Source organism: Thermosynechococcus sp. QKsg1 (genome assembly GCF_031586415.1).
GTDB lineage: Bacteria > Cyanobacteriota > Cyanobacteriia > Thermosynechococcales > Thermosynechococcaceae > Thermosynechococcus.
Genome location: NZ_CP134200.1, coordinates 1,650,023 through 1,674,023, shown reverse-complemented (window position 1 = coordinate 1,674,023; position 24,001 = coordinate 1,650,023). Strand labels below are relative to the sequence as shown.

General features: G+C 54.6%; 25 protein-coding genes and 2 tRNA genes. 15 read left to right on the top strand and 12 right to left on the bottom strand.

Annotated elements, in window-relative coordinates; genetic code table 11:
* Positions 1 to 95: 95 nt before the first annotated feature.
* Positions 96 to 635 carry a peroxiredoxin gene (locus tag RHP47_RS08340; RefSeq protein WP_315863436.1) on the top strand — a complete coding sequence of 180 codons (540 nt, stop codon included), beginning with the start codon at positions 96 to 98 and terminating at the stop codon, positions 633 to 635.
* A 4-nt stretch (positions 636 to 639) separates the two neighbouring features.
* Here the strand turns inward: RHP47_RS08340 and RHP47_RS08335 are convergent, their stop codons facing one another.
* A complete protein-coding gene (locus tag RHP47_RS08335; RefSeq protein ID WP_310840212.1) occupies positions 640 to 1,485 on the bottom strand; it encodes a tetratricopeptide repeat protein in 846 nt (281 codons plus the stop codon).
* Positions 1,486 to 1,607: 122 nt separating this feature from the next.
* On the opposite strand from RHP47_RS08335, the gene RHP47_RS08330 reads away from it, so the two are divergent.
* From RHP47_RS08330 to RHP47_RS08320, 3 genes are all read left to right on the top strand, one after another.
* On the top strand, positions 1,608 to 1,835 hold the full coding sequence (locus RHP47_RS08330) for a hypothetical protein (protein ID WP_286625317.1): 228 nt from the start codon (positions 1,608 to 1,610) through the stop codon (positions 1,833 to 1,835).
* Positions 1,836 to 1,856: 21 nt separating this feature from the next.
* On the top strand, positions 1,857 to 2,882 hold the full coding sequence (locus tag RHP47_RS08325; RefSeq protein ID WP_149819914.1) for an ABC transporter permease: 1,026 nt from the start codon (positions 1,857 to 1,859) through the stop codon (positions 2,880 to 2,882).
* A 70-nt stretch (positions 2,883 to 2,952) separates the two neighbouring features.
* A complete protein-coding gene (locus tag RHP47_RS08320; protein WP_149819912.1) occupies positions 2,953 to 3,390 on the top strand; it encodes a peroxiredoxin in 438 nt (145 codons plus the stop codon).
* Positions 3,391 to 3,458: 68 nt separating this feature from the next.
* Here the strand turns inward: RHP47_RS08320 and RHP47_RS08315 are convergent.
* Positions 3,459 to 3,545 (bottom strand) — tRNA-Ser (locus tag RHP47_RS08315).
* Between the two features lie 230 nt (positions 3,546 to 3,775).
* Between RHP47_RS08315 and RHP47_RS08310 the strand changes: the two genes are divergently transcribed.
* The gene (locus RHP47_RS08310) at positions 3,776 to 4,324 is read left to right on the top strand and encodes a class I SAM-dependent methyltransferase (RefSeq protein ID WP_310840210.1); all 549 of its coding nucleotides are present in this window, start codon (positions 3,776 to 3,778) and stop codon (positions 4,322 to 4,324) included.
* Positions 4,325 to 4,357: 33 nt separating this feature from the next.
* Here the strand turns inward: RHP47_RS08310 and RHP47_RS08305 are convergent, their stop codons facing one another.
* Together RHP47_RS08305 and RHP47_RS08300 are read right to left on the bottom strand one after the other, a co-directional pair.
* A complete protein-coding gene (locus tag RHP47_RS08305) occupies positions 4,358 to 4,711 on the bottom strand; it encodes a hypothetical protein (protein WP_286668603.1) in 354 nt (117 codons plus the stop codon).
* Entirely contained in the window at positions 4,712 to 5,251 is a 540-nt protein-coding gene (locus RHP47_RS08300; RefSeq protein ID WP_286668602.1) for a HEAT repeat domain-containing protein, read from the bottom strand.
* A gap of 63 nt (positions 5,252 to 5,314) precedes the next feature.
* On the opposite strand from RHP47_RS08300, the gene RHP47_RS08295 reads away from it, so the two are divergent.
* Positions 5,315 to 5,388 (top strand) — tRNA-Asp (locus RHP47_RS08295).
* 19 nt (positions 5,389 to 5,407) lie between these two features.
* Here the strand turns inward: RHP47_RS08295 and RHP47_RS08290 are convergent.
* Entirely contained in the window at positions 5,408 to 5,986 is a 579-nt protein-coding gene (locus RHP47_RS08290) for a M23 family metallopeptidase (RefSeq protein ID WP_149819904.1), read from the bottom strand.
* Positions 5,987 to 6,093: 107 nt separating this feature from the next.
* On the opposite strand from RHP47_RS08290, the gene RHP47_RS08285 reads away from it, so the two are divergent.
* Positions 6,094 to 6,357, top strand: a complete 264-nt coding sequence (locus tag RHP47_RS08285) for a DUF3493 domain-containing protein (protein ID WP_286668601.1) — start codon at positions 6,094 to 6,096, stop codon at positions 6,355 to 6,357.
* Here RHP47_RS08285 and prmC read toward each other — a convergent pair.
* Entirely contained in the window at positions 6,354 to 7,229 is an 876-nt protein-coding gene (prmC, locus tag RHP47_RS08280) for a peptide chain release factor N(5)-glutamine methyltransferase (protein ID WP_310840206.1), read from the bottom strand. The genes RHP47_RS08285 and prmC overlap by 4 nt on opposite strands.
* Positions 7,230 to 7,307: 78 nt before the next feature.
* Here prmC and RHP47_RS08275 point away from each other — a divergent pair, with 78 nt between their 5' ends.
* A complete protein-coding gene (locus RHP47_RS08275; RefSeq protein ID WP_310840204.1) occupies positions 7,308 to 7,661 on the top strand; it encodes a hypothetical protein in 354 nt (117 codons plus the stop codon).
* Here the strand turns inward: RHP47_RS08275 and RHP47_RS08270 are convergent.
* Together RHP47_RS08270 and RHP47_RS08265 are read right to left on the bottom strand one after the other, a co-directional pair.
* The gene (locus tag RHP47_RS08270) at positions 7,658 to 8,572 is read right to left on the bottom strand and encodes a DMT family transporter (protein WP_310840203.1); all 915 of its coding nucleotides are present in this window, start codon (positions 8,570 to 8,572) and stop codon (positions 7,658 to 7,660) included. The two genes, RHP47_RS08275 and RHP47_RS08270, sit on opposite strands and share 4 nt — an antisense overlap.
* Entirely contained in the window at positions 8,559 to 10,358 is a 1,800-nt protein-coding gene (locus RHP47_RS08265) for an aspartate kinase (RefSeq protein ID WP_286668599.1), read from the bottom strand. The genes RHP47_RS08270 and RHP47_RS08265 overlap by 14 nt, the downstream gene beginning before the upstream one ends.
* 136 nt (positions 10,359 to 10,494) lie before the next feature.
* On the opposite strand from RHP47_RS08265, the gene ftsH reads away from it, so the two are divergent.
* From ftsH to purB, 4 genes are read left to right on the top strand one after another with little or no spacing between them, the layout of a single operon-like run.
* On the top strand, positions 10,495 to 12,423 hold the full coding sequence (gene ftsH, locus RHP47_RS08260) for an ATP-dependent zinc metalloprotease FtsH (protein WP_310840202.1): 1,929 nt from the start codon (positions 10,495 to 10,497) through the stop codon (positions 12,421 to 12,423).
* A gap of 14 nt (positions 12,424 to 12,437) precedes the next feature.
* Complete coding sequence (locus RHP47_RS08255) at positions 12,438 to 14,582, top strand: ATP-binding protein (protein WP_149821766.1); 2,145 nt, start codon at positions 12,438 to 12,440, stop codon at positions 14,580 to 14,582.
* A gap of 31 nt (positions 14,583 to 14,613) precedes the next feature.
* On the top strand, positions 14,614 to 15,702 hold the full coding sequence (locus RHP47_RS08250; RefSeq protein WP_149819890.1) for an LOG family protein: 1,089 nt from the start codon (positions 14,614 to 14,616) through the stop codon (positions 15,700 to 15,702).
* A gap of 56 nt (positions 15,703 to 15,758) precedes the next feature.
* On the top strand, positions 15,759 to 17,054 hold the full coding sequence (gene purB / locus RHP47_RS08245; RefSeq protein ID WP_149819888.1) for an adenylosuccinate lyase: 1,296 nt from the start codon (positions 15,759 to 15,761) through the stop codon (positions 17,052 to 17,054).
* Here purB and pyrE read toward each other — a convergent pair.
* Together pyrE and cysS are read right to left on the bottom strand one after the other, a co-directional pair.
* Positions 17,051 to 17,620 carry an orotate phosphoribosyltransferase gene (gene pyrE, locus RHP47_RS08240; RefSeq protein ID WP_149819886.1) on the bottom strand — a complete coding sequence of 190 codons (570 nt, stop codon included), beginning with the start codon at positions 17,618 to 17,620 and terminating at the stop codon, positions 17,051 to 17,053. The two genes, purB and pyrE, sit on opposite strands and share 4 nt — an antisense overlap.
* Positions 17,621 to 17,634: 14 nt before the next feature.
* On the bottom strand, positions 17,635 to 19,101 hold the full coding sequence (gene cysS, locus RHP47_RS08235) for a cysteine--tRNA ligase (RefSeq protein WP_310840201.1): 1,467 nt from the start codon (positions 19,099 to 19,101) through the stop codon (positions 17,635 to 17,637).
* Positions 19,102 to 19,199: 98 nt separating this feature from the next.
* On the opposite strand from cysS, the gene rpsN reads away from it, so the two are divergent.
* From rpsN to RHP47_RS08220, 3 genes are all read left to right on the top strand, one after another.
* Positions 19,200 to 19,502 (top strand): 30S ribosomal protein S14, encoded by a 303-nt coding sequence (gene rpsN / locus RHP47_RS08230; protein WP_011057663.1) that lies wholly within the window; start codon positions 19,200 to 19,202, stop codon positions 19,500 to 19,502.
* A 43-nt stretch (positions 19,503 to 19,545) separates the two neighbouring features.
* The gene (locus tag RHP47_RS08225; RefSeq protein ID WP_286625305.1) at positions 19,546 to 19,833 is read left to right on the top strand and encodes a 4a-hydroxytetrahydrobiopterin dehydratase; all 288 of its coding nucleotides are present in this window, start codon (positions 19,546 to 19,548) and stop codon (positions 19,831 to 19,833) included.
* Between the two features lie 85 nt (positions 19,834 to 19,918).
* On the top strand, positions 19,919 to 21,556 hold the full coding sequence (locus RHP47_RS08220) for an acetolactate synthase large subunit (RefSeq protein WP_310840199.1): 1,638 nt from the start codon (positions 19,919 to 19,921) through the stop codon (positions 21,554 to 21,556).
* Here the strand turns inward: RHP47_RS08220 and RHP47_RS08215 are convergent.
* Complete coding sequence (locus RHP47_RS08215) at positions 21,553 to 23,292, bottom strand: FAD-dependent oxidoreductase (protein WP_310840198.1); 1,740 nt, start codon at positions 23,290 to 23,292, stop codon at positions 21,553 to 21,555. The two genes, RHP47_RS08220 and RHP47_RS08215, sit on opposite strands and share 4 nt — an antisense overlap.
* Positions 23,289 to 23,936 (bottom strand): signal peptidase I, encoded by a 648-nt coding sequence (lepB, locus tag RHP47_RS08210; RefSeq protein WP_190278330.1) that lies wholly within the window; start codon positions 23,934 to 23,936, stop codon positions 23,289 to 23,291. The genes RHP47_RS08215 and lepB overlap by 4 nt, the downstream gene beginning before the upstream one ends.
* Positions 23,937 to 24,001: the final 65 nt, after the last annotated feature.

Here is a 24,001-nt window from a genome sequence, read left to right as displayed (position 1 = left end):
ACAAGAGGGAGTGACGGCATCAACCTCGAAAAATCGTTAAAACTACGGTACAGTGCAGCTAGATGCTTTCCTAAGGCCAGTTTAGCGATTTAGCCATGTTCTTGCGCTCACTACTTGTTGCCCTTTTGAGTTTGATTCTGTTTCTGAGCCCATCAGTTCCCATTTGGGCTCTCGGGGGTGAATTGCCGCCCCTCAATGCCCCAGCACCCGACTTTTCTCTTCCCAGCAGTGTCGATGGCCAGCCCATTTCCCTGAAGGATTATCGCGGCAAGTGGGTGGTGCTGTACTTTTACCCCAAGGACTTTACCTCTGGCTGTACCCTAGAAGCCCGACGCTTTCAACGGGATATTGAGCAATTCCATGCCCACAATGCTGAAGTCATTGGCGTCAGTGCCGACTCCGTGGACTCCCACGAAGATTTCTGTGACAGTGAAGGCTTGACCTTTCCCCTCCTCTCTGACCCCGATGGCCAAGTCAGCAAGGCCTATGGCTCGTGGTTGGGGTTTGTCTCGCTGCGCCACAGCTTCATCATTGATCCTGAGGGGATATTGCGCGAGCGGTTTGTCAAAGTGAATCCCGCGATCCACAGTCAGGAAGTACTGGCTCGCCTAGAGGAACTGCAACAGCAAGTTTAGGCCTCTATTGCTGTGGCGGGGGTTCAGGGGTTGCTGGAGATTCATTTTGCACCTGCTGCGCTGCCTGCTGAATGGCATCTTTATATTTGGCGGGTGCAAGTTCCACGGCTTTGGCATACAGAGGCGCAGCTTCTGTCTTTTTCCCCTGTTCCGTCAGTGCCATCGCTTGGGCAAGCACCGGGCGAAAATCGTTGGGGTTTTCTTTGCCCAGATTTTGGAAGAGGGTCAGCGCCTCATCGTAGCGTTTTTGCGCCATATAGACATCGCCAAGGAGAAGTTGTACCGCCGTGACATCGACGCTCCCTGGTTGGACTTTGTTGGCTTGCTCTGCCCCTTGGAGGGTCTCTTCAATCAAACCAATAGCCGCTTGGGGACGATTTTCCTTGAGGTAGAGATCCACAAGCCCCCGCAGGGCATTGAGGTTCCCCGGAGATTTAGCAAGAACCCCCTGAAAGGTTTGGGCAGCCCCCTCGCGATCGCCCGTTTGTTGTTGTGCTTGCCCGAGGAGAATAGCATAGTCTGTTTGTCCGGGTCGCTGCACCGCCAACCGCCGCAAGGGGTCAATGACGCTAGCAATTTCTCCTTTGCCCAGTTGAATCAGTTGCAACCGAGCCAGCACCAAGCCTTCCAGTGCCGTGGCATTGTTGGGTTCACGCTCCAGCACCAGTTGATAGCCCTTTTCTTGGGCTTGCAGTTCTGCAACTTTATCCCCAGCGGGGGGACTGGCCACAGGGCTAGGGGTAGCTTGGGGTGACGTAAAGGCACTGGTGAGTAGGGGCATGACAGAAATGGCGATGAAGGGAATCATCCCCAACACCAACACTAAAAGAGTGATCCATTTCTTGCGCATTCTGCCTCCTGCCCAACGTTTGCCTTGCCAGTACGATTCTAGCCTAGGGGGTAGGGCAATCATTGCCAATTTTTGCGTGGCTTCCCCTTGCTAAAATTTGAAGGATTCCTCGGAGAGCTGCCATGAGCGAACTAACGCCAGAAACGATTAATTGTGCAGAGGCCTGTGTCAATGGCTGTGTCCTTGGCGATCGCTGTCCCAACCGTGAGTACATTGCTGCCGCCACCAAGTTTATGAATGATACGCCCCTCGATCAAATTCTGCAAATTGCAGCGGATAGCTATCCCAAACGTCTTTTGGCCGCGATTGAGCGCGATCGCCAGCGAGCGGCGAACTCACCTCAAGAATAGCTATTTCCAGATGCTGTGATCATGTCTCGTCTGCGGGCATTGCAGGGGTACCTGCTCCTGCGGCTTTTACTGGCGCCGCTGATGCTGTGGACGATTGTCACCGTCGTCTTTTTGCTGCTGCGAGCCACGCCGGGGGATCCCGTGGATGCGATTTTAGGTCCCCGTGCTCCGGCGGCTGTCAAAGAGGCCTTGCGAGAACAATTGGGCTTGGCTCAACCCCTGTGGCAGCAATACTTGACTTACTTAGGGCAACTCCTGCGATTTGATCTGGGAACCTCCCTCACCAGTCAAGGGGAAGCCGTCACGAGTATCATTGCTCAGCATTTTCCTGCAACGGCAGAATTAGGCCTTGCGAGTCTGGCGATCGCCTTTGGTTTAGGGGTGCTCATTGGCAGTCTGGCTGCGGTCAAATCTGGCACTGCTTGGGATATCGGAGGGCGTCTCTTTGGCATCATCACCTATGCTTTGCCCCTCTTTTGGCTGGGGATGCTCTTGCAACTGCTCTTTGCGGTGAATCTGCGTTGGCTTCCCTTGGGTACCCGCTACCCAATCACGGAAACACCCCCCCAAGGTCCCACAGGGCTGTATCTGCTGGATGCGCTCCTGAATGGCAATCTCCACCAACTGGGAACTGCTTTTAGTTACTTGCTCCTGCCTGCATTGACGCTGGCGATCGTCCTCAGTGGTATCTTTGAGCGCATTGTGCGGGTGAATCTCAAGCAAACCCTAGTGGCCGATTATGTGGAAGCCGCCCGTGCCCGTGGTATCCCTGAGCATCGGATTCTCATTCACCATGCCCTCAAGAATGCCCTGATTCCGGTGATCACGGTTTTGGGGCTGACCCTTGCGAGCCTCTTGGGGGGAGCCGTGTTGACAGAGGTGACGTTTTCTTGGCCGGGGTTGGGTCAGCGACTCTACGAGGCGATCGCGCTGCGGGACTATCCAACCGTACAGGGCATTGTGGTTTTCTTTGCCGTGATTGTGGTCGCCGCCAGTATTCTCGTTGACTTGCTCAATGCTTGGATTGACCCCCGCATCCACTACTAATTTTTTGGCACCTGCCGATAAAATAAAGAACAAGCAAGTAATAAAACTTAACATTAGGAGGTTATCCCCCATGGCTTTAGCCGTTGGTACACCCGCCCCCGCCTTTACTGCCAAGGACACCCACGGCAATACGGTGTCCCTCAGCGACTTTGCGGGCAAAACTGTGGTGCTCTACTTCTACCCTAAGGATGACACCCCCGGCTGCACCAAAGAGGCCTGTAGCTTCCGTGACAACTATGCTGCCTATCAGGGCAAAGATATTGTCGTTTTGGGGGTGAGTACCGACGACGAAACCTCACACCAAAAGTTTACCGAGAAATTCAATCTCCCCTTCCCCCTCTTGGCCGATGTGGATAAATCCATTATTAAAGCCTACGATGTGGACGGCGGCGGCTACGCCAAGCGAGTTACCTATGTCATTGACGGCAATGGCATCATTACCCATGTCTATACCAGCGTCAAAACCGATACCCACGCCACCGACATTTTGGCGGATCTCGGCTTATAGGTGACTCTAAAAAGTCATCATTGGGTCAGGCGGCTGGAGAGGTTCTAGCTGCCTTTTTGTTGATTGAACGGAGAGAGAGGGATTCGAACCCTCGGTGACATCACTGCCACACTCGATTTCAAGTCGAGCGCATTCGACCACTCTGCCATCTCTCCCAGCATCCTATATTGTAACCTCAGCTAGGATAAGGTAGAGCCACAAGAAGTCGCTGCCGGAAATACTCCCATGAGTTTTAGTCCAGAGTACCTAATGACAACAGAAGCCTTAGCCCATAACCAGAAAAGAATGGACGGCTATTTTGGTGATTTTTTTGGCCTGATGCGGAAAGCACTCGTTGCTGGTGGTTCAGAACTGGGGTTGGGGATGACACTTTTTTTCTCTGGCGGTGAGTATTCGTGCTACTCGCATCATTGAAATTGGCCGCTTTAAGGGATTTTCAACTCTCTGTCTAGCAAGTGCCCTACGATTCATTGATATTGGCTGGCAAGAACCACAACAACATAAGCAGCGACCTGACATCAATTACAACGAATTTGAAGCGCCGAAAAAACGACAACTGCTTTCAATTGATCCATTTCCAACCAAGGAAGCTGAGGAATTAATTCTTGAAGCAAATCTTGAAAACTATGTTGAATTTATTAATACCCGCTCAGATGAAGTCACGATTGACGGTTTAGTTGATCTCATTTTCATTGATGGTGATCACAGTTATGAAGGGTGCAAAGCGGATGTCTTCAATTATGTACCGTGGTATTTACGACCGGGGGGATACTTTATTTTACACGACTACTATGGCTGGTATGATGCCGCAGGGAATAATAACTCACCCGTTAAGCAGGTCATTGATGAATTGATTGCAGAGGAACTATTTGAGCATATCTTAATTGATACTGGCTATCAATCTTTTACCGTTTTTAGAAACTCCAATCCTTAGTAGACCACTTTCCTTAGCTTCTATGAGTCAACCCTAACTCTCAGATAGATATTCGTTAATGTTCAGTTCATCACTAACATTGATATTGGGGTTTTCCTCATCGGGATAGAATACAATTTCTAATCGTACTCTACCCTTATGCCAACCCGTCTTATCGAGCATCATAACTCTTGCTGAGCAACCTCTAACTAATGGTGGAATCAATCTAGCATCATTAAAAATAAGATTTAGAAATTCTTCTGGATAAGTAATATCAGTATTACGCTGTTTGTAAATAATCCTTGAGTTATCATCTTCATTCGGGATAAAACGAATGACCTCTTCGCGATCAAGAACATGGCAGTTTGTATTCATAAGTGCTGGTACAGATTTTATTGAGTCTTTCACTTAGTATAGCCTAATCCTTGTCAAAATTAGGTTTCCTGCCTCGCTGATGGCAACAATTTGGCGATCGCGCCCAAACAAGGCACATCCCACCTGTAATGACCGTCTGATGGAAGCAGCACAATGGGCATGGATATAGGTAATGGCGCGCTCATTAATGCGGTTGGCAATGTGGCTGAGAATCTCAGGTAAGGCTTGGGGAGCCATTGTTGCTAAAAATTTGAGGGCAGCCTCAACCGTTGGTGCTTGCCACACCTGATGCAGAATCTCTGGGTCTAAGCCTGCAAGGGCACAAAAGGCGGTGAGAATTTCCTGGCGAGCATCCGCAAGGTGGTGATCCGTTTCGCTGTCATGGAGCAGGCGATCGCGCAACAGGTCATGGGCTTGATCAAGGTTGACGTGCCTAAGGCTGGCAATTTGACTCACCGCAGCGTAGCGGACACGGGAATTTTCATCTTGGCTGAGGGGTTGAATGAGCCGAAAGGCATCGTTGGGGTCAAGGCTACGCAGTTGATTGATGCCCCGCAGGCGATCGCCCTGCAAGGCAAATTTAACCAGTTGACAAGGCTATGATTTTCCTGATAGTCTAAAAATCGCTCAAAAATTGGGACTGTAGTTCAATCGGTTAGAGCACCGCCCTGTCACGGCGGAAGTTGCGGGTTCGAGCCCCGTCAGTCCCGTTAGTTTTTAATCAGAAAGTTATCGTTGGGCTTGGCTACCATACATGGCCTGTAGAACCACGGCAGGGTTGACCAATTGCCCTCGGTGGCGGAGCGTCCAGTGAAGGTGAGGTCCGGTGGTGCGGCCTGTCATGCCCACGCGACCAATACGTGCCCCCGTGGGTACCCGCTGCCCCTCTAGGATGAAAAGGCCACCGGCGCGATCGACCATGGCTCGGCCTTGGGGGGTCTGCTCAACCCGCCCCATCATGTGGCAGTAAACGTGTTCCCAAGCCCCCGATTGAATTCGTACCAGTGTGCCACAGGCGGTGTGATCGGAAACTTCAATCACCTGCCCAACCCACCAATTACGGATATAGCTCCCTTGAGGAGCGGCAAAATCAAGGCCATTGTGAAATTCGGTCGTGGGTTCCCCTGTGGGCGATCGCCGGTAGCCAAAGGGAGAGGTATAGCCTTGGAAATTTTCCACAGGAAAGGAAGCATCGCTCCAGCGGAGTGTCCCTGCACCAGTATTTTGGGAGGGTTGACTGAGTTGGGGAATTGCAACCGTGCTACCCAAGGCGATCGCCAGTGCTACACTGATTCGCTGCCAATGCATATCAAACTCCTCACATCTCTTTTGGCCTACGGCCTTAGACCGTTATTGATGCACACCGTTCCCCATTGTAGGGACGTAGGATATTTTCAGGTGATGGGAAAATCAAAATGGCTACTCACAAACCCCAGCAATCGGCTGAAGTGACTCAATCAACCCTGCGCGATCGCCTGCGAGCCGAGGCAGCCGCTCCCTATCGGGGACTACGGCGCGTTTTCTATGCCGTTTTTGCCGCTTCCGGCCTCATGGGTGCCTTTATCCTTGGCCTGAAGGGATTGGCGGGCACTGCTGGTAACGATTTGGTGTGGAATCTGGCATTACAAATCGGAGTGGTTGCCCTGATGGTTGCCCTCTGGCGCTGGGATCGCGGCTAAACTGCTTGAGCGAGCAAAAAGCGATCGTGGCCACTGATATCCCGAAGAATTTCCACTCGTTCATAGGCTTGGGTGGCCATTGCTAGCGCCGCCACAGCTTCCCCTTGGGTTGCCATCAATTCGATAAAGAGCCAGCCTTGGGGCTGAAGATACTCTGGCGCCGTCTCAACAATCTGACGAATCGCCTGCAAGCCATCCGCACCACCATCGAGGGCAAGGGGGGGTTCATGGTACTGCACCTCAGGTTGGAGAGTGGCCACTAGGCTGGTGGGAATATAGGGAGGATTACTGACGATGCCCTGCACCTGCCCTTGCAGATGGGTAAGGGGGGCAAACCAACTGCCAACATAGCAGCGCACGCGATCGCCCAAAGCGTACTTTTGAATATTGACTTGCGCGACCTCTAGGGCCTCAGGGCTACAATCTACAGCATGCACCAGCGCCGCCGCAAATAACCGCGCCAACCCAATAGCGATCGCCCCACTTCCCGTACCCAAATCCAGCCAATGCCCCTGTTGTTGCCAAGGGGGTACCGTTACTGCCACCACTTCTAGGAGTTCCTCTGTTTCTGGCCGAGGAATCAACACACTGGGGGTGACAACTAATTCCAGATCGTGCCAGTGAACCGTACCAATGAGATATTGCAGGGGAATCCGCTCCTGCCAGCGGCGTTGCCAACGCTCTTGGAGTTCTGCAAGGGGCAGTTTTAGAGGAATCTCGGGCGGAAATCGGCGCAGGGTGATGTCAAGGGGACTCAACTGTGTGAAGGCACTGAGAAATTGTTTTAACTCCCGTAGGCCACTCTCGCGCTCAGGGGCTGGAATGATCGCCTGTGCCCAGTGCCACCATGCTTGGAGTGCCTCGCTACTCACGAATATATCTTGACCCTTGTTTTCTGAGGATACTCGTATCAAAATAGCCCTAGAATTTCTAACTGTGCCTTATCCACTGTGGCAGATTTTCAGGAACAGCTTCAACGTCTGCAAGAGCAACTGCAACGGGCGCAGGCGCGAGCAAATGAACTGCCGTCACTGGTTCCTGAACCGCCCCCACCGCCTGTAGATCCCGAAGCCCCGGAATGGGCGGATGAACGGGCACGGATTGAGGCCCGCGTGCGCAGTGAAACCTCTGTTGCCGAACTTCAGGCACAACTGATTGAAGCCCTCTTGGACAATGAACGGCTACGGCGTGCCCTAGAGGAGGAACGGCAAAATCATGCCCGTACCCGTGAGGGACTCATTACCGCCTTGGGGGATGCTTTGGATACCCTCAAACAGCGGCGGCGATCGCCGAAACCCCCCTAGGGACTAGGCCACAGTGCTACGCTTAAGCCCACCAGCACCAGACTGCCCCCCGTCATCACTGCCGTTGTCGGCACCTCACCAAACAGCAGCAGGGCAAAGAGACTCGCAGCAATCGGTTCTACCAACACCAGAAGGGTTACCCATGTAGGGGAAAGCCAACGCACCCCCCAATTGAGACTGGTGTGCCCCACCAACTGGGGGATCAAAGCCAGCAGGAGAATAGCGCCATAGAGCTTTAGCGGCCAACCCGTGTAGGCAAAGCCAAGGAGGGGCGGCAAGGGGAGGAGCACCACAGCAGCAGTGGCATAGGCAACAAGGGCGTAGTGGTGAATCGCCAGACCCGCCTTTTGAGCCGCTTGACCACAAATAAAGTAGGCACTGACCGCCCACGCCGCCGCGATCGCCAGCGCATTTCCGAGTAGGGGGTTCCTTGCCACAGCACTGGTCGGTTCTGCCGTTCCAATCAGGGCACTGCCACCAAGGGCGATCGCCATGCCCACCCAAGCACGGGGTTGAAGGGTTTGTCGCTGCCAAAGGTACCCGACGAGCGCCGACCAGATGGGCGTTGTGGTCACCAATGTGGTTGAGGCTGCCACCGAGGTGTAGTTCAGTGACGTAAACCAGAGACTAAAGTGCGCCGCAAGGGCAACCCCAGCCGCCAGTGCCCAACGCAGATTTTGGCGAGTCAGGTCTAGCCACGGCCACGTGTAAAATTGCGGGATCAAAAAGAGAGCAGCCAAACTGAGGCGACCACTGGCCAAGAAAATGCTCAACCCCACGGTCATGCCTAGGGAATCGGTGGCTAAACCAGCAACCCCCCAGCGCACCAGCACAGCAGCTGTAGAAACCGCCAACACGCCCACGCCGAGGACAAGGGCAATTTGCCAATGGGGCGGTCTATTTACCGACATCGGGAATGACGACGGGAGCCTCACCATCTAAACCAAAGGCCGTATGCACCGCCCGCAGCGCCCGCACCCCCTCGGATTCTGCCACCACACAACTCACGCGAATTTCCGAGGTGGCAATCATTTGAATGTTGATGTTCTCACGGGCGAGGGCCGCAAACATTTGGGCAGCAATCCCCGGCCGGTGGATCATCCCCACACCGACAATACTGACTTTGGCGATCGCTGTATCTATGAGGATGTCGCCGTAGCCCAATTGGCTCTGAACCCCCCTGAGCAGTTCCGTGGCTCGCTCGGCATCGGCAGAGGCCACCGTAAAGGCAATATCGCGGGTGATCACCCCCCCTAGGGAGCGCGATCGCTGAGATTGGATAATCATATCCACGCTAATGGCGGCATCCGCAAGGGTCTGGAAAATTGCCGCCGCCATACCGGGGCGATCGGGCACATCGCGAATCGCAATCCGCGCCTGCTTGGGATCAAGGGCAACGCCCCGCACCGGTGGGGCATCGGGGGTTTCCTGGGGGACAGTGGTGGCGGCTTCCACATCAAAGGTTTGGGAGAGAACAGCGATCGCTCGACCTGCATCCGCTGCCGCCACTGTACAACTGACATTCACTTCAGAGGTGGAAATCATTTGTAGGTTAATGCCCGCTGCCGCCAAGGCCGAAAACATCTGAGCGGCTACTCCCGGTCGGCCAATCATCCCTGCACCGGTGATACTCACCTTGGCAATGTCGGCATCCACGAGCACATCCGTCTCTTCAACCCGTGGATTCAAGCGGGGATAAAAGGCCACAGCAACAGCCTCGGCTTGTTTAAGAACGCGCTTTTGCACGGTGAAGGCAATATCGTTCGTTTGCCCTTCGTGAATGGATTGGATAATCAAATCCACATCAAGGTTTTGCCGTGCCAGTTCGCCAAAAAGCTGTGCCGCAACGCCGGGGCGATCGGCCACCCGCAGTAGTGCCACCTTCGCCTGATCCGTATCCAGCGCCACCCCATCCACAGGTTTGCCCAGTTCAAGATTTTCCACGGGACGCGGCGGCCGCGATGGTGCAATGACACGGGTACCGGGATCATCCGTCCAACTGGAGCGCACCACCAAATCCACGCCATAGTTGCGGGCAATCTCCACGGCGCGGGGGTGCAAGACCTTTGCCCCTAGGCTCGCCAACTCCAGCATTTCATCGCAGGTAATCTCGCTCATGAGTTGGGCATTGGGCACCAGTCGCGGATCCGTGGTCAAAATGCCGGGGACATCGGTGTAAATTTCGCAGCAATCCGCCCGCAGCGCCGCCGCCAAGGCCACAGCCGAGGTATCCGAGCCACCCCGCCCAAGGGTGGTGACTTCAAAATCCGCATCGGCAGTAATTCCCTGAAAGCCGGCCACAACCACCACTTGTCCTTCTTTGAGGTGCCGTTCGAGGCGCTGGGTCTCAATGTGGAGAATGCGGGCACGGGTGTGGGCCGGTTCAGTGACAATGCCCACTTGGGCACCGGTGAGGGAGATGGCGGGTTCCCCCAAGGCATGGAGCGCCATCGTCAATAGGGCGATCGAGACCTGCTCCCCCGTGGAAAGCAGCATATCCATTTCCCGCTGACTGGGGCGATCGCTAATGGCATAGGCCAGTTGCACCAAGCTATCCGTAGTTTTGCCCATGGCCGAGACCACCACCACTACCTGATGTCCCGCTGCCACAGTTGCCTTGACCCTGCGGGCTACCGCTTGAATGCGCTCGACACTACCGACGGACGTGCCGCCATACTTTTGTACAATCAGTCCCATGGGCGTTCTAAAGAGAATGCTGTCCTATTTTATATTTAGGGCGGTGATTCTTGGCTGTGGCTGACCCAAGGCGCTAGGGAACTAAAAAATCGCTGTTAAACTGGAAATTAGAACTGAATTTCGGAAACGGGTGCCGATGAAATACGCTCAACGCCTTTCCCAACGGCTGAGTCAACTGGCTTTGGTCGTGGGTCTCTCGTTAGCTCCCACTCACATTGGTTTAGCGCAATCGAGCAATAACAACACCGTTTCCTACAGTCAATTCCTCAATGCCCTCAAGGCGGGTGAAGTCAGCTCCGTCGAACTCTATCAGGAACAGGGGCTAGCCAAGTTTCGCCGTAAAGATCAACCCGGACAATCTCCCCCCCAAGAGGTACGGCTCTTTGATCGCAATCCTGAACTCGTAGAACTGCTGCGCCAAGTGAGTACCCGCTATGACACGACGGTGCGGGTGGTGCCCTCTAGCAGTGATGGGGCAGTGGTTGGCGTCATTTCTAACTTGATGCTGGGCTTCTTTCTGCTGATTTTATTCCTGATGATTTTGCGGCGGGCAAGTAATGCCCCCGGCGGCCCTGGGCAGATTCTCAACTTTGGCAAATCCCGCGCCCGCTTTCAAATGGAGGCACAAACGGGGGTGACCTTTGGCGATGTGGCCGGGATTGAAGAGGCCAAAGAAGAGCTGCAGGAAGTCGTGACCTTTCTCAAGAATTCAGAGAAATTTACCTCCATTGGTGCCCGTATTCCCAAGGGGGTGCTGCTAGTTGGGCCACCAGGAACCGGAAAAACGCTTCTTGCCAAGGCGATCGCCGGTGAAGCCGGGGTTCCCTTCTTTTCCATTTCTGGTTCTGAATTTGTGGAAATGTTTGTGGGCGTCGGTGCCTCCCGTGTGCGGGATCTCTTCAGAAAGGCCAAAGAAAACGCCCCTTGTCTGGTGTTTATTGATGAAATTGATGCCGTCGGTCGCCAACGGGGTGCCGGCATTGGCGGTGGCAATGATGAGCGCGAGCAAACCCTCAATCAACTCCTGACGGAAATGGATGGCTTTGAGGGGAATACGGGCATTATTGTCATTGCGGCAACGAACCGCCCCGATGTTTTGGATGCTGCCCTACTGCGTCCGGGTCGCTTTGACCGCCAAATTACCGTTGATTTGCCCAGCTACAAGGGACGCCTGCAAATTCTCCAAGTCCATGCGCGGCACAAGAAAATTGCTCCCGAGGTGTCCCTAGAGGCGATCGCCCGCCGTACCCCCGGCTTTTCGGGTGCCGAACTGGCCAACCTCCTCAATGAAGCCGCAATTCTCACTGCTCGGCGTCGCAAACCGGCCATTACCAATGCCGAAATTGACGATGCCATTGATCGCGTGACGATTGGCATGACGCTCACTCCCCTCCTCGACAGCAAGAAAAAGTGGCTGATTGCCTACCACGAAGTGGGTCATGCTCTACTGATGACGCTTTTGAAACATGCGGATCCCCTCAATAAAGTGACCATTATTCCCCGGTCTGGGGGCGTTGGCGGCTTTGCCCAGCAGATCTTTGATGAAGAGCGGGTGGATAGTGGCCTCTATACCCGTGCATGGCTCCTCGATGAGATCACCATTCTATTGGGGGGGCGCGCTGCCGAAGTGGAAATCTTTGGCGATGCTGAAGTCACCGTGGGTGCCAGTAGCGACTTGCGAGCAGTGGCCAATCTGGCGCGGGAAATGGTAACCCGTTACGGCATGTCGGATTTGGGACACTTAGCCCTTGAAACGCCGGGCAACGAGGTCTTTCTGGGTCGAGATCTCATGCCGCGCGCTGAATATTCTGAAGCTGTGGCCGTGCAAATTGACCACCAAGTGCGCGAGATTGTTATGCACTGCTACGAGATTGCCCGCAAACTGATCCGCGAGCATCGGGTGGCCATTGATAAGCTGGTGGAGCTGCTCCTTGAGAAGGAAACCATTGACGGTGATGAGTTCCGTGCCTTGGTGCGCCAATATACTACCCTACCTGTCAAAGAACCCACTTGGAAGGCGACAGCGACACCAGTATCCTTTCGTCAGGGTGCCCAGCCGTCCTAGGCAAGGAGGCAACGGTGAGCCACGAGCGGCAGGCGGTTCGCCACCTGTTAGTCCTCGAAGACAGTGAGGGGCGGCGACCCATTTTGCTAGAGGCGGCAACCTATTCCATTGGCCGTGATCCAACGAATTCGATTGTGCTTCACTCCAAGATGGTGTCACGGCAGCACGCGATTTTGTTACGGGTGACTAGTCCTGAAACCAATAGCCATCTTTTTCGCCTCATTGATGGTGATTTGCAGGGCAAGCGCAGTACGAATGGCACTTTGGTTAATGGCCAGCGGATTGTTGCCCATGATTTGCGTAGCGGCGACATGATTGTGTTTGGCGGCGATGTGCGTGCCCGCTACTTGACCTTGACCAACATGACGGATACGGAGTTTCAGGATTTTTGCCGCAGTACTGATGTCTTAGGATTTCTTTCCAAAAGCACCAATCCCTTTGCAACGCTTGTCCCCCTCAGTGACGGCAATATCGAGAATTTTAGTGAAGCGGCCTTAGTGCGCTTGGCCTCCTATCCGGAGCTGACGCCCAACCCAATTTTGGAAGTGGATTTAGAGGGGAGGGTGACGTATCTCAATCCAGCGGCAGTGATGCAGTTTCGGGATCTACAGCAACAGAAGTTGACTCATCCTCTATTGCTGGGATTGCCGGAACTCGCACGCTACATGAAGCAAACCCAAGAAAAAGTGCATATGCGGGAGGTGGAGTACCAAGGGCGCATCTACGAGCAATCCATTCACTACATCTATGAAAGTGAGCTGATCCGCAGCTATGTCATGGATGTCACCGATCGCAAGCGAGCCGAGGAACAACTGCGCAACCAAGCCCGCCGTGAGGCCATCATTAACCGCATCATTCAAGCCATGCGCACCACCATGGTGGCAGCGGAAGTCCTGCAAATTACCGCTGATTTACTCCTAGAAGCCTTGGGATCGACCCTCTGCCTGATTACGCAAACCCATGCGCCCAATAGCCCTACCTATGCCAGCCGTCCTCAATTTGTCAGCTTACCCAACCACTTGATTGCGCTGAACCAGCAGGCGATCGCCCTCTTTGAACCCGCCCTCAGCAACGGTGAGCAGGTGGTCTTGGCGGCGAGTTGTACGGATTTACCGCAGCCGCTGCAAACGGATCTCAGAACCTTCAACGTCAACGCTTTGGTGATCACCCCGCTGATTTACCTCGGCCAACTCCTCGGGCAAATTACGCTCCTCGATTGGGAGTGGGAACCCAGTGAGGCAACGTCCGTTTTGGCGAGCGATCGCCAGCTTTGGCAACAAACTCTGCCCAAGTCTTGGACACCTGAAGATTTAAGCCTCGTCAAAACCATTGCCGATCAGTGTGCCCTCGCCATTCACCAAGCGCAGCTTTACCAACAGGTGCAAGAACTCAATGCGGATTTGGAGCGACAAGTGCGCGCCCGTACTGCCGAACTGGAACAGAAAATGCAGGAGCTAGAGCGGCTCAATGCCATTAAGGATGATTTCTTGAGCACCGTTTCCCACGAGTTACGTACCCCCATGGCCAATATGAAAATGGCCATCTATATGCTGAAGCAATTTGCCACCGACGATCGCCAGAAACGCTACCTCGACATTCTCGCCAATGAGTGCAACCGCGAAACGGAATTGATCAATGATTTGCTGGATCTGCAACGCCTAGAGGCAGGGCGCAGCCAGATTCAACAGGAGGTGATTGATCTCGACAGTTGGCTGCCCTCGGTGCTCGAACCCTTCCGCAACCGCATGCAACAGCGGCAGCAATCCCTTGAGATTTTGCGCCCCGCCACGTTGCCGCCCCTCCTCTCCAACCGCCATGCCTTAGCCCGCATTTTGGCAGAGTTACTCAACAATGCCTGTAAGTACAGCCCTGCTGGCGCACAGATTGTTGTCCGTTTTGATCCAATCGGGGGCGATCGCCTGCAAATTCAAGTGAGTAATCCCTCAGAGATTCCTAGTGAGGAGCTACCGCGCATCTTTGAAAAGTTTTATCGCATTCCCAATGCCGATCCGTGGCAACAGGGGGGAACAGGTTTAGGCCTTGCCCTCACCCAAAAACTCGTGGAGCAATTGCAGGGTGAAATTAGCGCCGACAGTGAAGCGGGCATTACCACCTTTACCCTCAGCCTACCCACTGCATCAGGTGATCCCGCTGCCTGATAAAATAGGGTGCTAACGTTCTTAGGGTGCCATGACCCTTTCGCGAGTCGCTTTAAGTAGCCTACAGCAAGACCTTGAACAGTTAATTCGTCGCTTGGATAGTGTGCCCCACGGCGACGTGATTTACCAAGCCCTGCAACTTTTTCTGGATATTGCCGATGAGGAACTGGAACGACTAGATTGGAAGATTCTGCGTTCCTGCCTGCGGGACATGCACCAAGCCCTGCGGGTCTTTGCCCCCTATCGCCATACCCGCAAAATTTCGATCTTTGGCTCCGCCCGCACCCCCTCCACCGCGCCAGTCTATGAAATGGCGGTGCGCTTTGCTCAAGCGGCGAGTGCCACGGGGTTTATGATTATCACCGGTGCCGGGGGTGGCATCATGGAGGCTGGCAACAAAGGGGCAGGCCCCAATAAGTCCTTTGGCCTGAACATTGAACTCCCCTTTGAGCAGGGTGCCAATCCCTACATTGAAGGGGATCCGCGTCTGATTCACTTTAAGTACTTCTTTACGCGCAAGCTCTTTTTGCTCAAGGAAACCGATGCCATTGCCGTCTTCCCCGGTGGCTTTGGCACCCAAGATGAAGCCTTTGAATGCTTGACCCTCTGCCAAACGGGCAAAGCCCCCCCTAAGCCCTTGGTCTTGATGGACATTGCCGGTGGTACCTACTGGCAACATTGGGATCGGTTTATTCGTGAAGAACTGGCAGCCAAGGGACTGATTAACGGTGAAGATCAGGAACTCTACCGCATCTGCACCAGTGTTGAGGAAGGTTTAGCCTATCTGAGTGGCTTTTATCGTGTCTATCACTCTAGCCGCTATGTGGGCGATCGCTTGGTGCTGCGGTTGAACCAAGACATTAGTGATGCCGCCTTGGCAGAACTCAATCGCGATTTTCAAGACATCCTCGTGTCGGGGCAGATTGAACGCACTGAACCGTTGCCTCGGGAAGTGGAAGACGAGCAACCCATTAACCGCCCTGCCTTGACCCACACGCTCCACCTGCCGCGATTGATCCTGCACTTTAACCAGCGGGACTACAGCCGTCTTTACCAACTCATCTATCGCCTCAATGGCTTTGCCACGGCGGAAACTGTGTACCATCCCGAACGCAAATAGGCGATCGCCATTCGATTAGCTTGCAGTTTTTGATCACTCTAGATAAGCACACGCCCATGATCGAACGCTATACCCTTGCCCCAATGGGGAACCTCTGGACGGATGCCTACAAATTCAAAACATGGCTCGATGTTGAGATTGCGGTCTGCGAAGCCCAAGCCGAACTGGGACATATTCCTGCTGACGCCGTCGCTGAAATCAAAGCCAAGGCCAAGTTTGACCCCCAACGGGTGCTGGAAATTGAGGCAGAGGTAAAGCACGATGTCATTGCCTTCCTCACCAATGTCAACGAAAATGTTGGCGATGCCGGACGCTATATTCACCTTGGCTTGACCAGTTCCGATGTCCTCGACACCGGTTTAGCCCTGCAATTGGTGGCCAGTCTCAGCCTGATCCAAGAGCAGTTGGAGCAGCTCATTCAGGCAGTGCGCCACCGTGCCCAAGAACATCGCTATACGGTGATGGTGGGACGCAGCCATGGGATTCACGCCGAGCCAATTACGTTTGGTTTTAAGCTAGCTGGCTGGTTGGCGGAATTGCTGCGCCATCGCGATCGCCTGTGCCAATTGCAGCGCACCGTGGCCGTAGGCAAAATTTCGGGGGCAGTGGGCACCTATGCCAATGTGGATCCGCGTGTAGAGGCGATCGCCTGCCAAAAACTCGGTCTCCAACCCGATACCGCTTCAACACAGGTGATTTCCCGCGATCGCCATGCCGACTATGCCCAAACCCTTGCCCTCTTGGGAGCCAGTCTCGAGCGCTTTGCTGTTGAGATTCGCAATCTTCAGCGCACCGATGTCCTTGAAGTCGAGGAATTCTTCTCAAAGGGACAAAAAGGCTCCTCTGCTATGCCCCATAAACGCAATCCCATTCGTTCCGAACGACTGACCGGTCTAGCGCGGGTGCTGCGGGGGAATGCCTTGGCTGCCCTTGAAAATGTTGCCCTCTGGCATGAGCGGGATATTTCCCACAGTGCGGTGGAACGGGTGATTTTGCCCGATAGCTCAATTCTCAGCCACTTTATGCTGGTGGAAATGACTGACTTGGTGCAGACGCTACAGATCTATCCCGAAAATATGCGCCGCAATATGAACTGCTACGGCGGTGTCATCTTTAGTCAGCGGGTGCTCTTGGCGCTGGTGGAGAAGGGGCTGAGTCGCGAAGCCGCCTATGCCTTGGTGCAAAAACACGCCCATGCTGCTTGGAATCAACCCAATGGCGATTTTGCAGCCAACCTCAAAGGGGATCCAGAGATTCAGCGCTACCTGACACCAGAAGAACTCGAGGCCTGCTTTAACCCTGAACATCACCTCAAGCACCTCGAGGAAATTTACCAGCGGTTGGGAATTTAGACCGCATTGAGGTAGGCTTCGAGGTCGCTAATCCGAAAGAGCGATCGCAGGGGTATTCCTTGAGCGGCAAAGGCAGCTTCCCCGCCCGCTTGGCGATCGACAATGGCCAGAACCTCATTGACCACATAGCCTGCCTCTTGGAGCCGCAGCACCGCCTTGAGGGCAGACCCCCCCGTCGTGATCACATCCTCAAGCACCGTGACCACCGCCCCTTGGGGCAAGGGGGGACCTTCAATAAAGCTCATCGTGCCGTGGCCTTTGGCTTCCTTGCGCACAATCAGCGCTGCCCGATCCTGCCCCTGCACATTGGAGAGCACGCTCACTGCCACCACCAAGGGATCTGCCCCAAGGGTGAGACCCGCCACCGCCACCGCTTCAGGGGCTAACTGCGCCAAGAAGAGCCGCCCCACAAGGTAAGCGCCCCGCGCTGATAGGGTCACGGGTTTGCAGTTGATGTAGTAGTGGCTTTTTTGGCCAGAGGAAAGGATAAACTCGCCGGCACGGTAGGCATCGCGGCACAGAAGCGCCAAGAGTTCCTGACGCAGGTCAGCAAGGGAATCGTGCATAGGGTTCTCCACAGTTAGGGGGTTGAGCCAGCGGGCACGCGAAACCAATGGGTGGTGCCGTCCTTTTGATCCACGAGTTTGACCCCTTGAGCCAAAAGGAGATCCCGCAGGCGATCGCTCTCCGCATAGTTCTTGGCTTGGCGGGCAGCGGTGCGAGCGGCAATCAGGTTTTGAATCTCCTCATCGGTGAGTCCCATCGTTGGCGAAGGTTTTGGCGCCTCTTTGGCCTCTAGACCCAAGACCTGAGCAAGGGCAACCAAGGTGTGCCAATCGCGACTCACCTCAGCGGGCGATCGCCCCCAGTTTCCCCCGTGGAGATAGCGATGCTGCTCACGATTCAGGATTTTGGCCAGTTCAAAGATGACCGCTAGAGCTGCTGCGGTGTTCAAGTCCTCATCCATGGCCTGACAGAAGGCTTGGGTACTGGGGTGAGCTTTTACCGCCTCTGGATCAATGACGGGCAGGGAGAGCTGCCGATTGAGCTGTAGTGCCTCCTGCAGGGTTTGCCAGCCCTTGGCAGCGGCGGTCAGTGCCTCTGGCGTGAAGTCCAAGGGTTTGCGGTACTGGGCTTGTAGAACCAACAGGCGTAGAGCCATAGGATGTACTCCCTGAGCCAAGAGGTCACGAATCGTCGTGAAGTTGCCCAAGGACTTGGACATTTTTGCGGCGTTTACGGTTACAAAGCCGTTGTGGAGCCAAAATCGCGCTAAGGGCTGCTGGGTCACTGCCTCCGATTGGGCAATTTCGTTCTCATGGTGGGGAAAAATCAAATCCATACCGCCGCAGTGGATATCCACCGTTGCGCCAAAGGCCTGCCGCACCATCGCCGAGCATTCAATATGCCAGCCGGGGCGCCCTTTTCCCCAGGGGGCTTCCCATGGCTCATAAACAGCCATTTCCTCCCGCTTTGCGGCTTTCCAGAGGGCAAAATCAAGGGGATGGCGTTTGCGCTGCTCCTCCTCTTCCTCAATGCGGCCACTGGCACCGGCCATGAGTTGCTCAAGCTGTCGCCCAGAGAGCTTGCCATAGCTGGGAAATTGTGCCACGGCATAGTAAACATCCCCGCCGGCCACATAGGCATAGCCGCGATCCAGTAGCCCTTGAATGAGGTGAATAATTTCTGGAATCACCTCTGTCGCGCGGGGATAAGCAGTGGCAGGTAGGATATTCAAGGCCGCCATGTCCTCGTGGTAGGCGGCAATGTAGCGATCGCTCACTGTGGCCATTGTCTCGCCGTTCTCATGGGCACGGCGCAAAATCTTGTCATCAATATCGGTAAAATTTTGCACATAGTGGACGTGGTAGCCCAAAAACATCAGATAGCGGCGCAGCACATCCCAAGCCACGTAGGAACGGGCATGCCCCAAGTGGCAGTAGTCATACACCGTAACCCCGCAGGCATAAATCGTCACCCGCTCTGGGTGCAGGGGCGAGAAGGGTTCAAGGCGGCGAGACAGTGTGTTGTACAGATGTAAGGGCACAGAAACACCCCGCAAGGATCAACAGTTGCAGCAACAAATCGCTCTTTGATAGGATATAGGATACCAAATTGATCATTATCGAGGACAAACACACCCCCATGGCCAAAAAAAGCATGATCGAACGGGAAAAAAAGCGGCAACGGCTTGTTGCTAAATACGCCAGCAAACGCCAAGAACTCAAGGCTCAACTGGCCAGCGCCGAAACCCAAGAAGAGATCATGAGCATCCATCGTCAACTGCAACGGTTGCCCCGCAATAGTGCCCCTTCGCGGCTGCGGAATCGCTGCTGGTTGACGGGTCGTCCTCGTGGTTACTATCGCGATTTTGGCCTCTGCCGCAATGCCCTGCGGGAAATGGCCCACCAAGGGCTACTGCCGGGGGTCGTCAAGTCCAGTTGGTAAATTACCTCTGCTACCCTAGAGCTAATAGGGTTGAGGCACAACCATGGCAGAGCGACTCTCCGCAGCCGATATTGAGGCACAACTAGCAAACCTAGCGGGCTGGAAATTGGCGGGCGATCGCCTTGAGCAAACGTTTGTTTTCAAGGATTTTCTTGGCTCCATTGCCTTTGTCAATCGTCTGGTGGATCCCGCTGAGGCGGCCGGACATCACCCTGATTTATCCATTTCTTGGAATCGGGTGACGGTCTGCCTTACGACGCATGATGCCGGCGGCATTACCCAAAAGGACATTGATCTGGCCAAGGTGATCTCCGATCTGGCCGCGGCATAACTTTCGTCAGCATTTGCCAATATTTAAGGATTGGGCGAAAAAGACAGAACTACGATAGGGAGTAGTGCCCGCGATCGCCTATCCTATGAATACCGCCGAATTACTCGTGAAATGTCTTGAAAATGAAGGCGTAGAATACATTTTTGGTCTGCCGGGGGAAGAAAATCTTGATGTCCTGCAAGCGCTGCGTCGCTCCCCCATTCAATTTATCACCACCCGCCATGAACAAGGGGCGGCCTTTATGGCCGATGTCTATGGTCGTCTCACCGGTAAAGCGGGGGTGTGTCTCTCTACCCTTGGCCCCGGTGCCACGAACTTAATGACGGGGGTTGCCGATGCCAACCTCGATGGCGCTCCTCTTGTGGCCATTACAGGGCAGGTAGGCACCGATCGCATGCACATCGAGTCCCACCAATATCTGGACTTGGTGGCCATGTTTAGCCCGGTAACCAAATGGAATGCCCAGATTGTCCGCCCCAGCATTACGCCAGAAATTGTCCGCAAGGCCTTTAAGATTGCCCAGAATGAAAAGCCAGGGGCGGTTCACATTGATGTGCCCGAAAACATTGCCGCCATGGAAGCTGAGGGCTATCCCCTCAAGCCTAGCCCGCCCGAAAAAACCTATGCCTCGTTCCAGAGCATTCTCAAGGCCGCTGAACTGATCAATGCTGCTGAGAACCCCCTGATCTTAGTGGGGAATGGCGCTATTCGTGCCCACGCTGCCGCTGCCCTCACCCATTTTGCCGAAAAGCTGAATATCCCCGTGGCCAATACCTTTATGGGTAAAGGGGTCATTCCCTATCAGCACTCCCTTGCCCTGTGGACGGTGGGACTCCAGCAGCGGGATTACATTAGCTGCGGCTTTGATCATGCTGACTTAGTGATTGCCGTTGGCTATGACTTGATTGAGTATTCCCCGAAAAGCTGGAACCCCGATGGCCGCTTGCCCATTATCCATATTGCGGCCACCCATGCAGAAATTGACAGCAGCTACATCCCTGTTGTTGAGGTCGTGGGGGATATTTCTGACTCCCTCTATGAAATTCTCAAGCGAGCCGATCGCCAAGATAAACCCACCCCCTATGCCGTCCAACTGCGCCAAGACATTGTGGCGGACTATTGCCAATATGCCCAAGATGAGGGTTTTCCTGTCAAACCGCAAAAGCTTATCTATGACCTGCGCCAAGTGATGGGACCAGAGGACATTGTTATTTCTGATGTGGGTGCTCACAAGATGTGGATTGCCCGTCACTACCATTGCGATCGCCCCAATACCTGCTTGATTTCCAATGGCTTTGCCGCAATGGGGATTGCGGTACCGGGAGCAATAGCGGCGAAATTGGTCTATCCGCAGCGGCATGTGGTGGCAGTCACCGGCGATGGCGGCTTCATGATGAATTGCCAAGAACTGGAAACCGCCCTGCGCATAGGAACCAACTTTACAACCATCATCTTTAATGATGGCGGCTATGGCCTGATTGAGTGGAAGCAGCAGCGTTACTTTGGCGAATCCGCCTATGTCCGCTTTGGCAACCCCGACTTTGTTAAATTGGCCGCAAGCATGGGACTCAAGGGGTATCGCATTGAAGCCACCGCTGACTTTATCCCAACCTTAAAAACCGCCTTGGCACAGGATGTCCCCACCATCATTGATGTCCCTGTGGACTACAGAGAGAATCTGCGCTTTAACCAACGCCTTGGGGAGCTAAGCTGCGACACTTAGGCCACGTGTTCCACCCGCATCCAAGGAGCATAGGGGTTGATAAAGCCCGTCACTGTGATCCGTTGCCCATTTCTATAGGTTTGCAGGCGATCGTTCACAGTGGGGTGCAGTGTCACCAAAGGCCAAGACTGTTGCTCAGTGCGCAGTTGATAGGCTTGCTCCCCCAGTTTGGCAAACTCGCCCGTGACAGTTTGCATTCTTGGGCTCATGGTCATCGGCGTGGGCTGGGCGATCGCCACTTCTGGGGGTAGGGGGACTGTGGGATCAAAGGTGTTTAATGTCTGGAGTTGCCAAGCTTCCCATTCGGGATGTTGCGGCGGCAGGTTAAAGAAGGGAAAGATTGCCTGTCGGCACTCCTGAATCAGGGGCTTCAGATCAAGGGTGCCCACCAGTTGATGCAGCGATTTCCCTTGGCGAATGGCTGTGGCGGCTAACCACCCTGCCCCCTGCCCAATGCCCATCACCAGCGGTTGCAAGCGGGTGGCACCATTGGCAATATGGGTCACCGAGATATTTTTCTCTGCCACTAGAAAGCCCTCTACCGTCTGGGGAATCAACGACGTATAGGCAATCACGAAGGGCGTTCCCGTCCAACGACCGCCCCAACGGATGGACTTAGGCATCAGGGGGAGTTCCATCCCCGGATAGTGGTGATCGTTCGGATAGTTGCCGATGGCAATGCCAGTGTAGTGACCTTGGGCATCAACGGGCGGTGGCGCACTGGGGAGAATATCCTGCTCGTGAATTGTGGTGACACCCATCAGGCGACGACTTTCGCGGTAATAGGGATGGAGGGCATAGGCTCCCCCCCCTAGCTGTCTGGGGAATTGGGGAAAGGTATCCTCCGCTAAAGCATAGCGGCGACCCAACTGTTGCTGCACATAACGGGCAAAATCTTGGGCGTGCCAGCGCGCCTCTTGGCAAAAGGCCTGTCGCTCTTGGGCAGAGCCAATCAGCCGTTCCAGACCCACGCCATAGTCATTCCCCTGCTGCGGCCAGTTGAGCATAAAGCGGTTTCCCGGCAGGCGGCCATAGTTGAGAAAGTGCAGCGGGTCATAGCCTGCCCAAGCACCGTTAAACTTGTGCTCATCCCAAAGGGGGGAAGGGGGAATTTCTGGGGCAGTGGCACCCTCACCATAGTCCTGTAGAACCACAATCCATGTGGGGGCTTGAACGGAATAGGTTTGAGTCAAGGCTGTGGGGGCTGACGGTGCGGAGGGTTCTTGGGTGTCTGCCTGCCACTCCCAGCCCCAGCGATGAGGAATTTCCCCCAAGGCAAGGAGATCGCCGAGTTCTGTGGCGTCAATGGTGATTTGGGCATGGAGGGTGAGGGTGGTCAATTCCACCCCGAGGATGCGATTGCCTTGGCGCAAAACCGCTTGGGGAACTTCACCAACAAGCCACGTCAGGTTGGGGGTTGCCTTGACCCACTCGGCAAAAAGATCAGCGGCGACCTTTGGCTCAAAGGTAAAGAAACTCACCCAAGCATGATCTAACCCCCCCGGCTGTCGCTGGGCGATCGCCCGCAGAAACTCGCCCCACAGCCCGGTTTGCCACGCCATGAGTTCATTGCCATCGGGAGCCGCCACCCCAGCACTCGTGAGCATGCCCCCTAGCCAAGGGGTTTCACTGACCAGCACCGTTTGTGCTCCCATGCGAGCCGCCGTTAAGGCAGCAGCTACCCCCCCTGTGCCACCACCCACAACGAGTACCTCGGTGCGCAGGGTTTGCCTCACTGTTGCGGTTCCTTGGGATCGGTAATCAACCCCCAACGATCGGGGGGCCAAAAGCGAATCGCCGCACGACCAATAATGTAATTGCGCGGTACCACTCCCCAGCAGCGACCATCAAAGCTGTTATTGCGGTTATCCCCCAAGACCAAGTAACTGTTGGCAGGAATCACCTGCGGTTGAGCCAGATAGGGCTGAATACCGGCACAGGTATCGACGGAGGTCAATGTCGAGGGAGCTAGATAGGGTTCGGGTAGGGGTTGATTGTTGATATAGACGCGCCCTTGGCGGAGTTCCACGCGATCCCCAGGCAAGCCCACCACCCGCTTGATAAAGGCATCACGAAAGCCTGCCTGCTGCAAGGCCGGAGTTGGATTGAAAACAATAATGTCGCCGCGATGGGGAGCATGGAAATAGTAGCTGATCTTTTCAATAATCAGGCGATCGTTAATCAGCAGGGTTTCTTCCATCGAGCCGGTGGGAATATAGCGCGCTTCTGCTACAAAGGTACGAATACCAAAAGCCAAGAGAGCAGCCAGACCCAAGGTTTTGGCCATCTCCAGCCACCAGGGTTCTGTCGTCTTTTCGGCCTTGGCTCTCATGGATTCAGGGGTAGAAGCATTTGTGGGTGGCAGTTTGCCATCGGCCATAGAAAGGAACTCCGCAAACAGTAAATCAACCCTGTACTCCACCATACCCCATCACCAAGGTAACA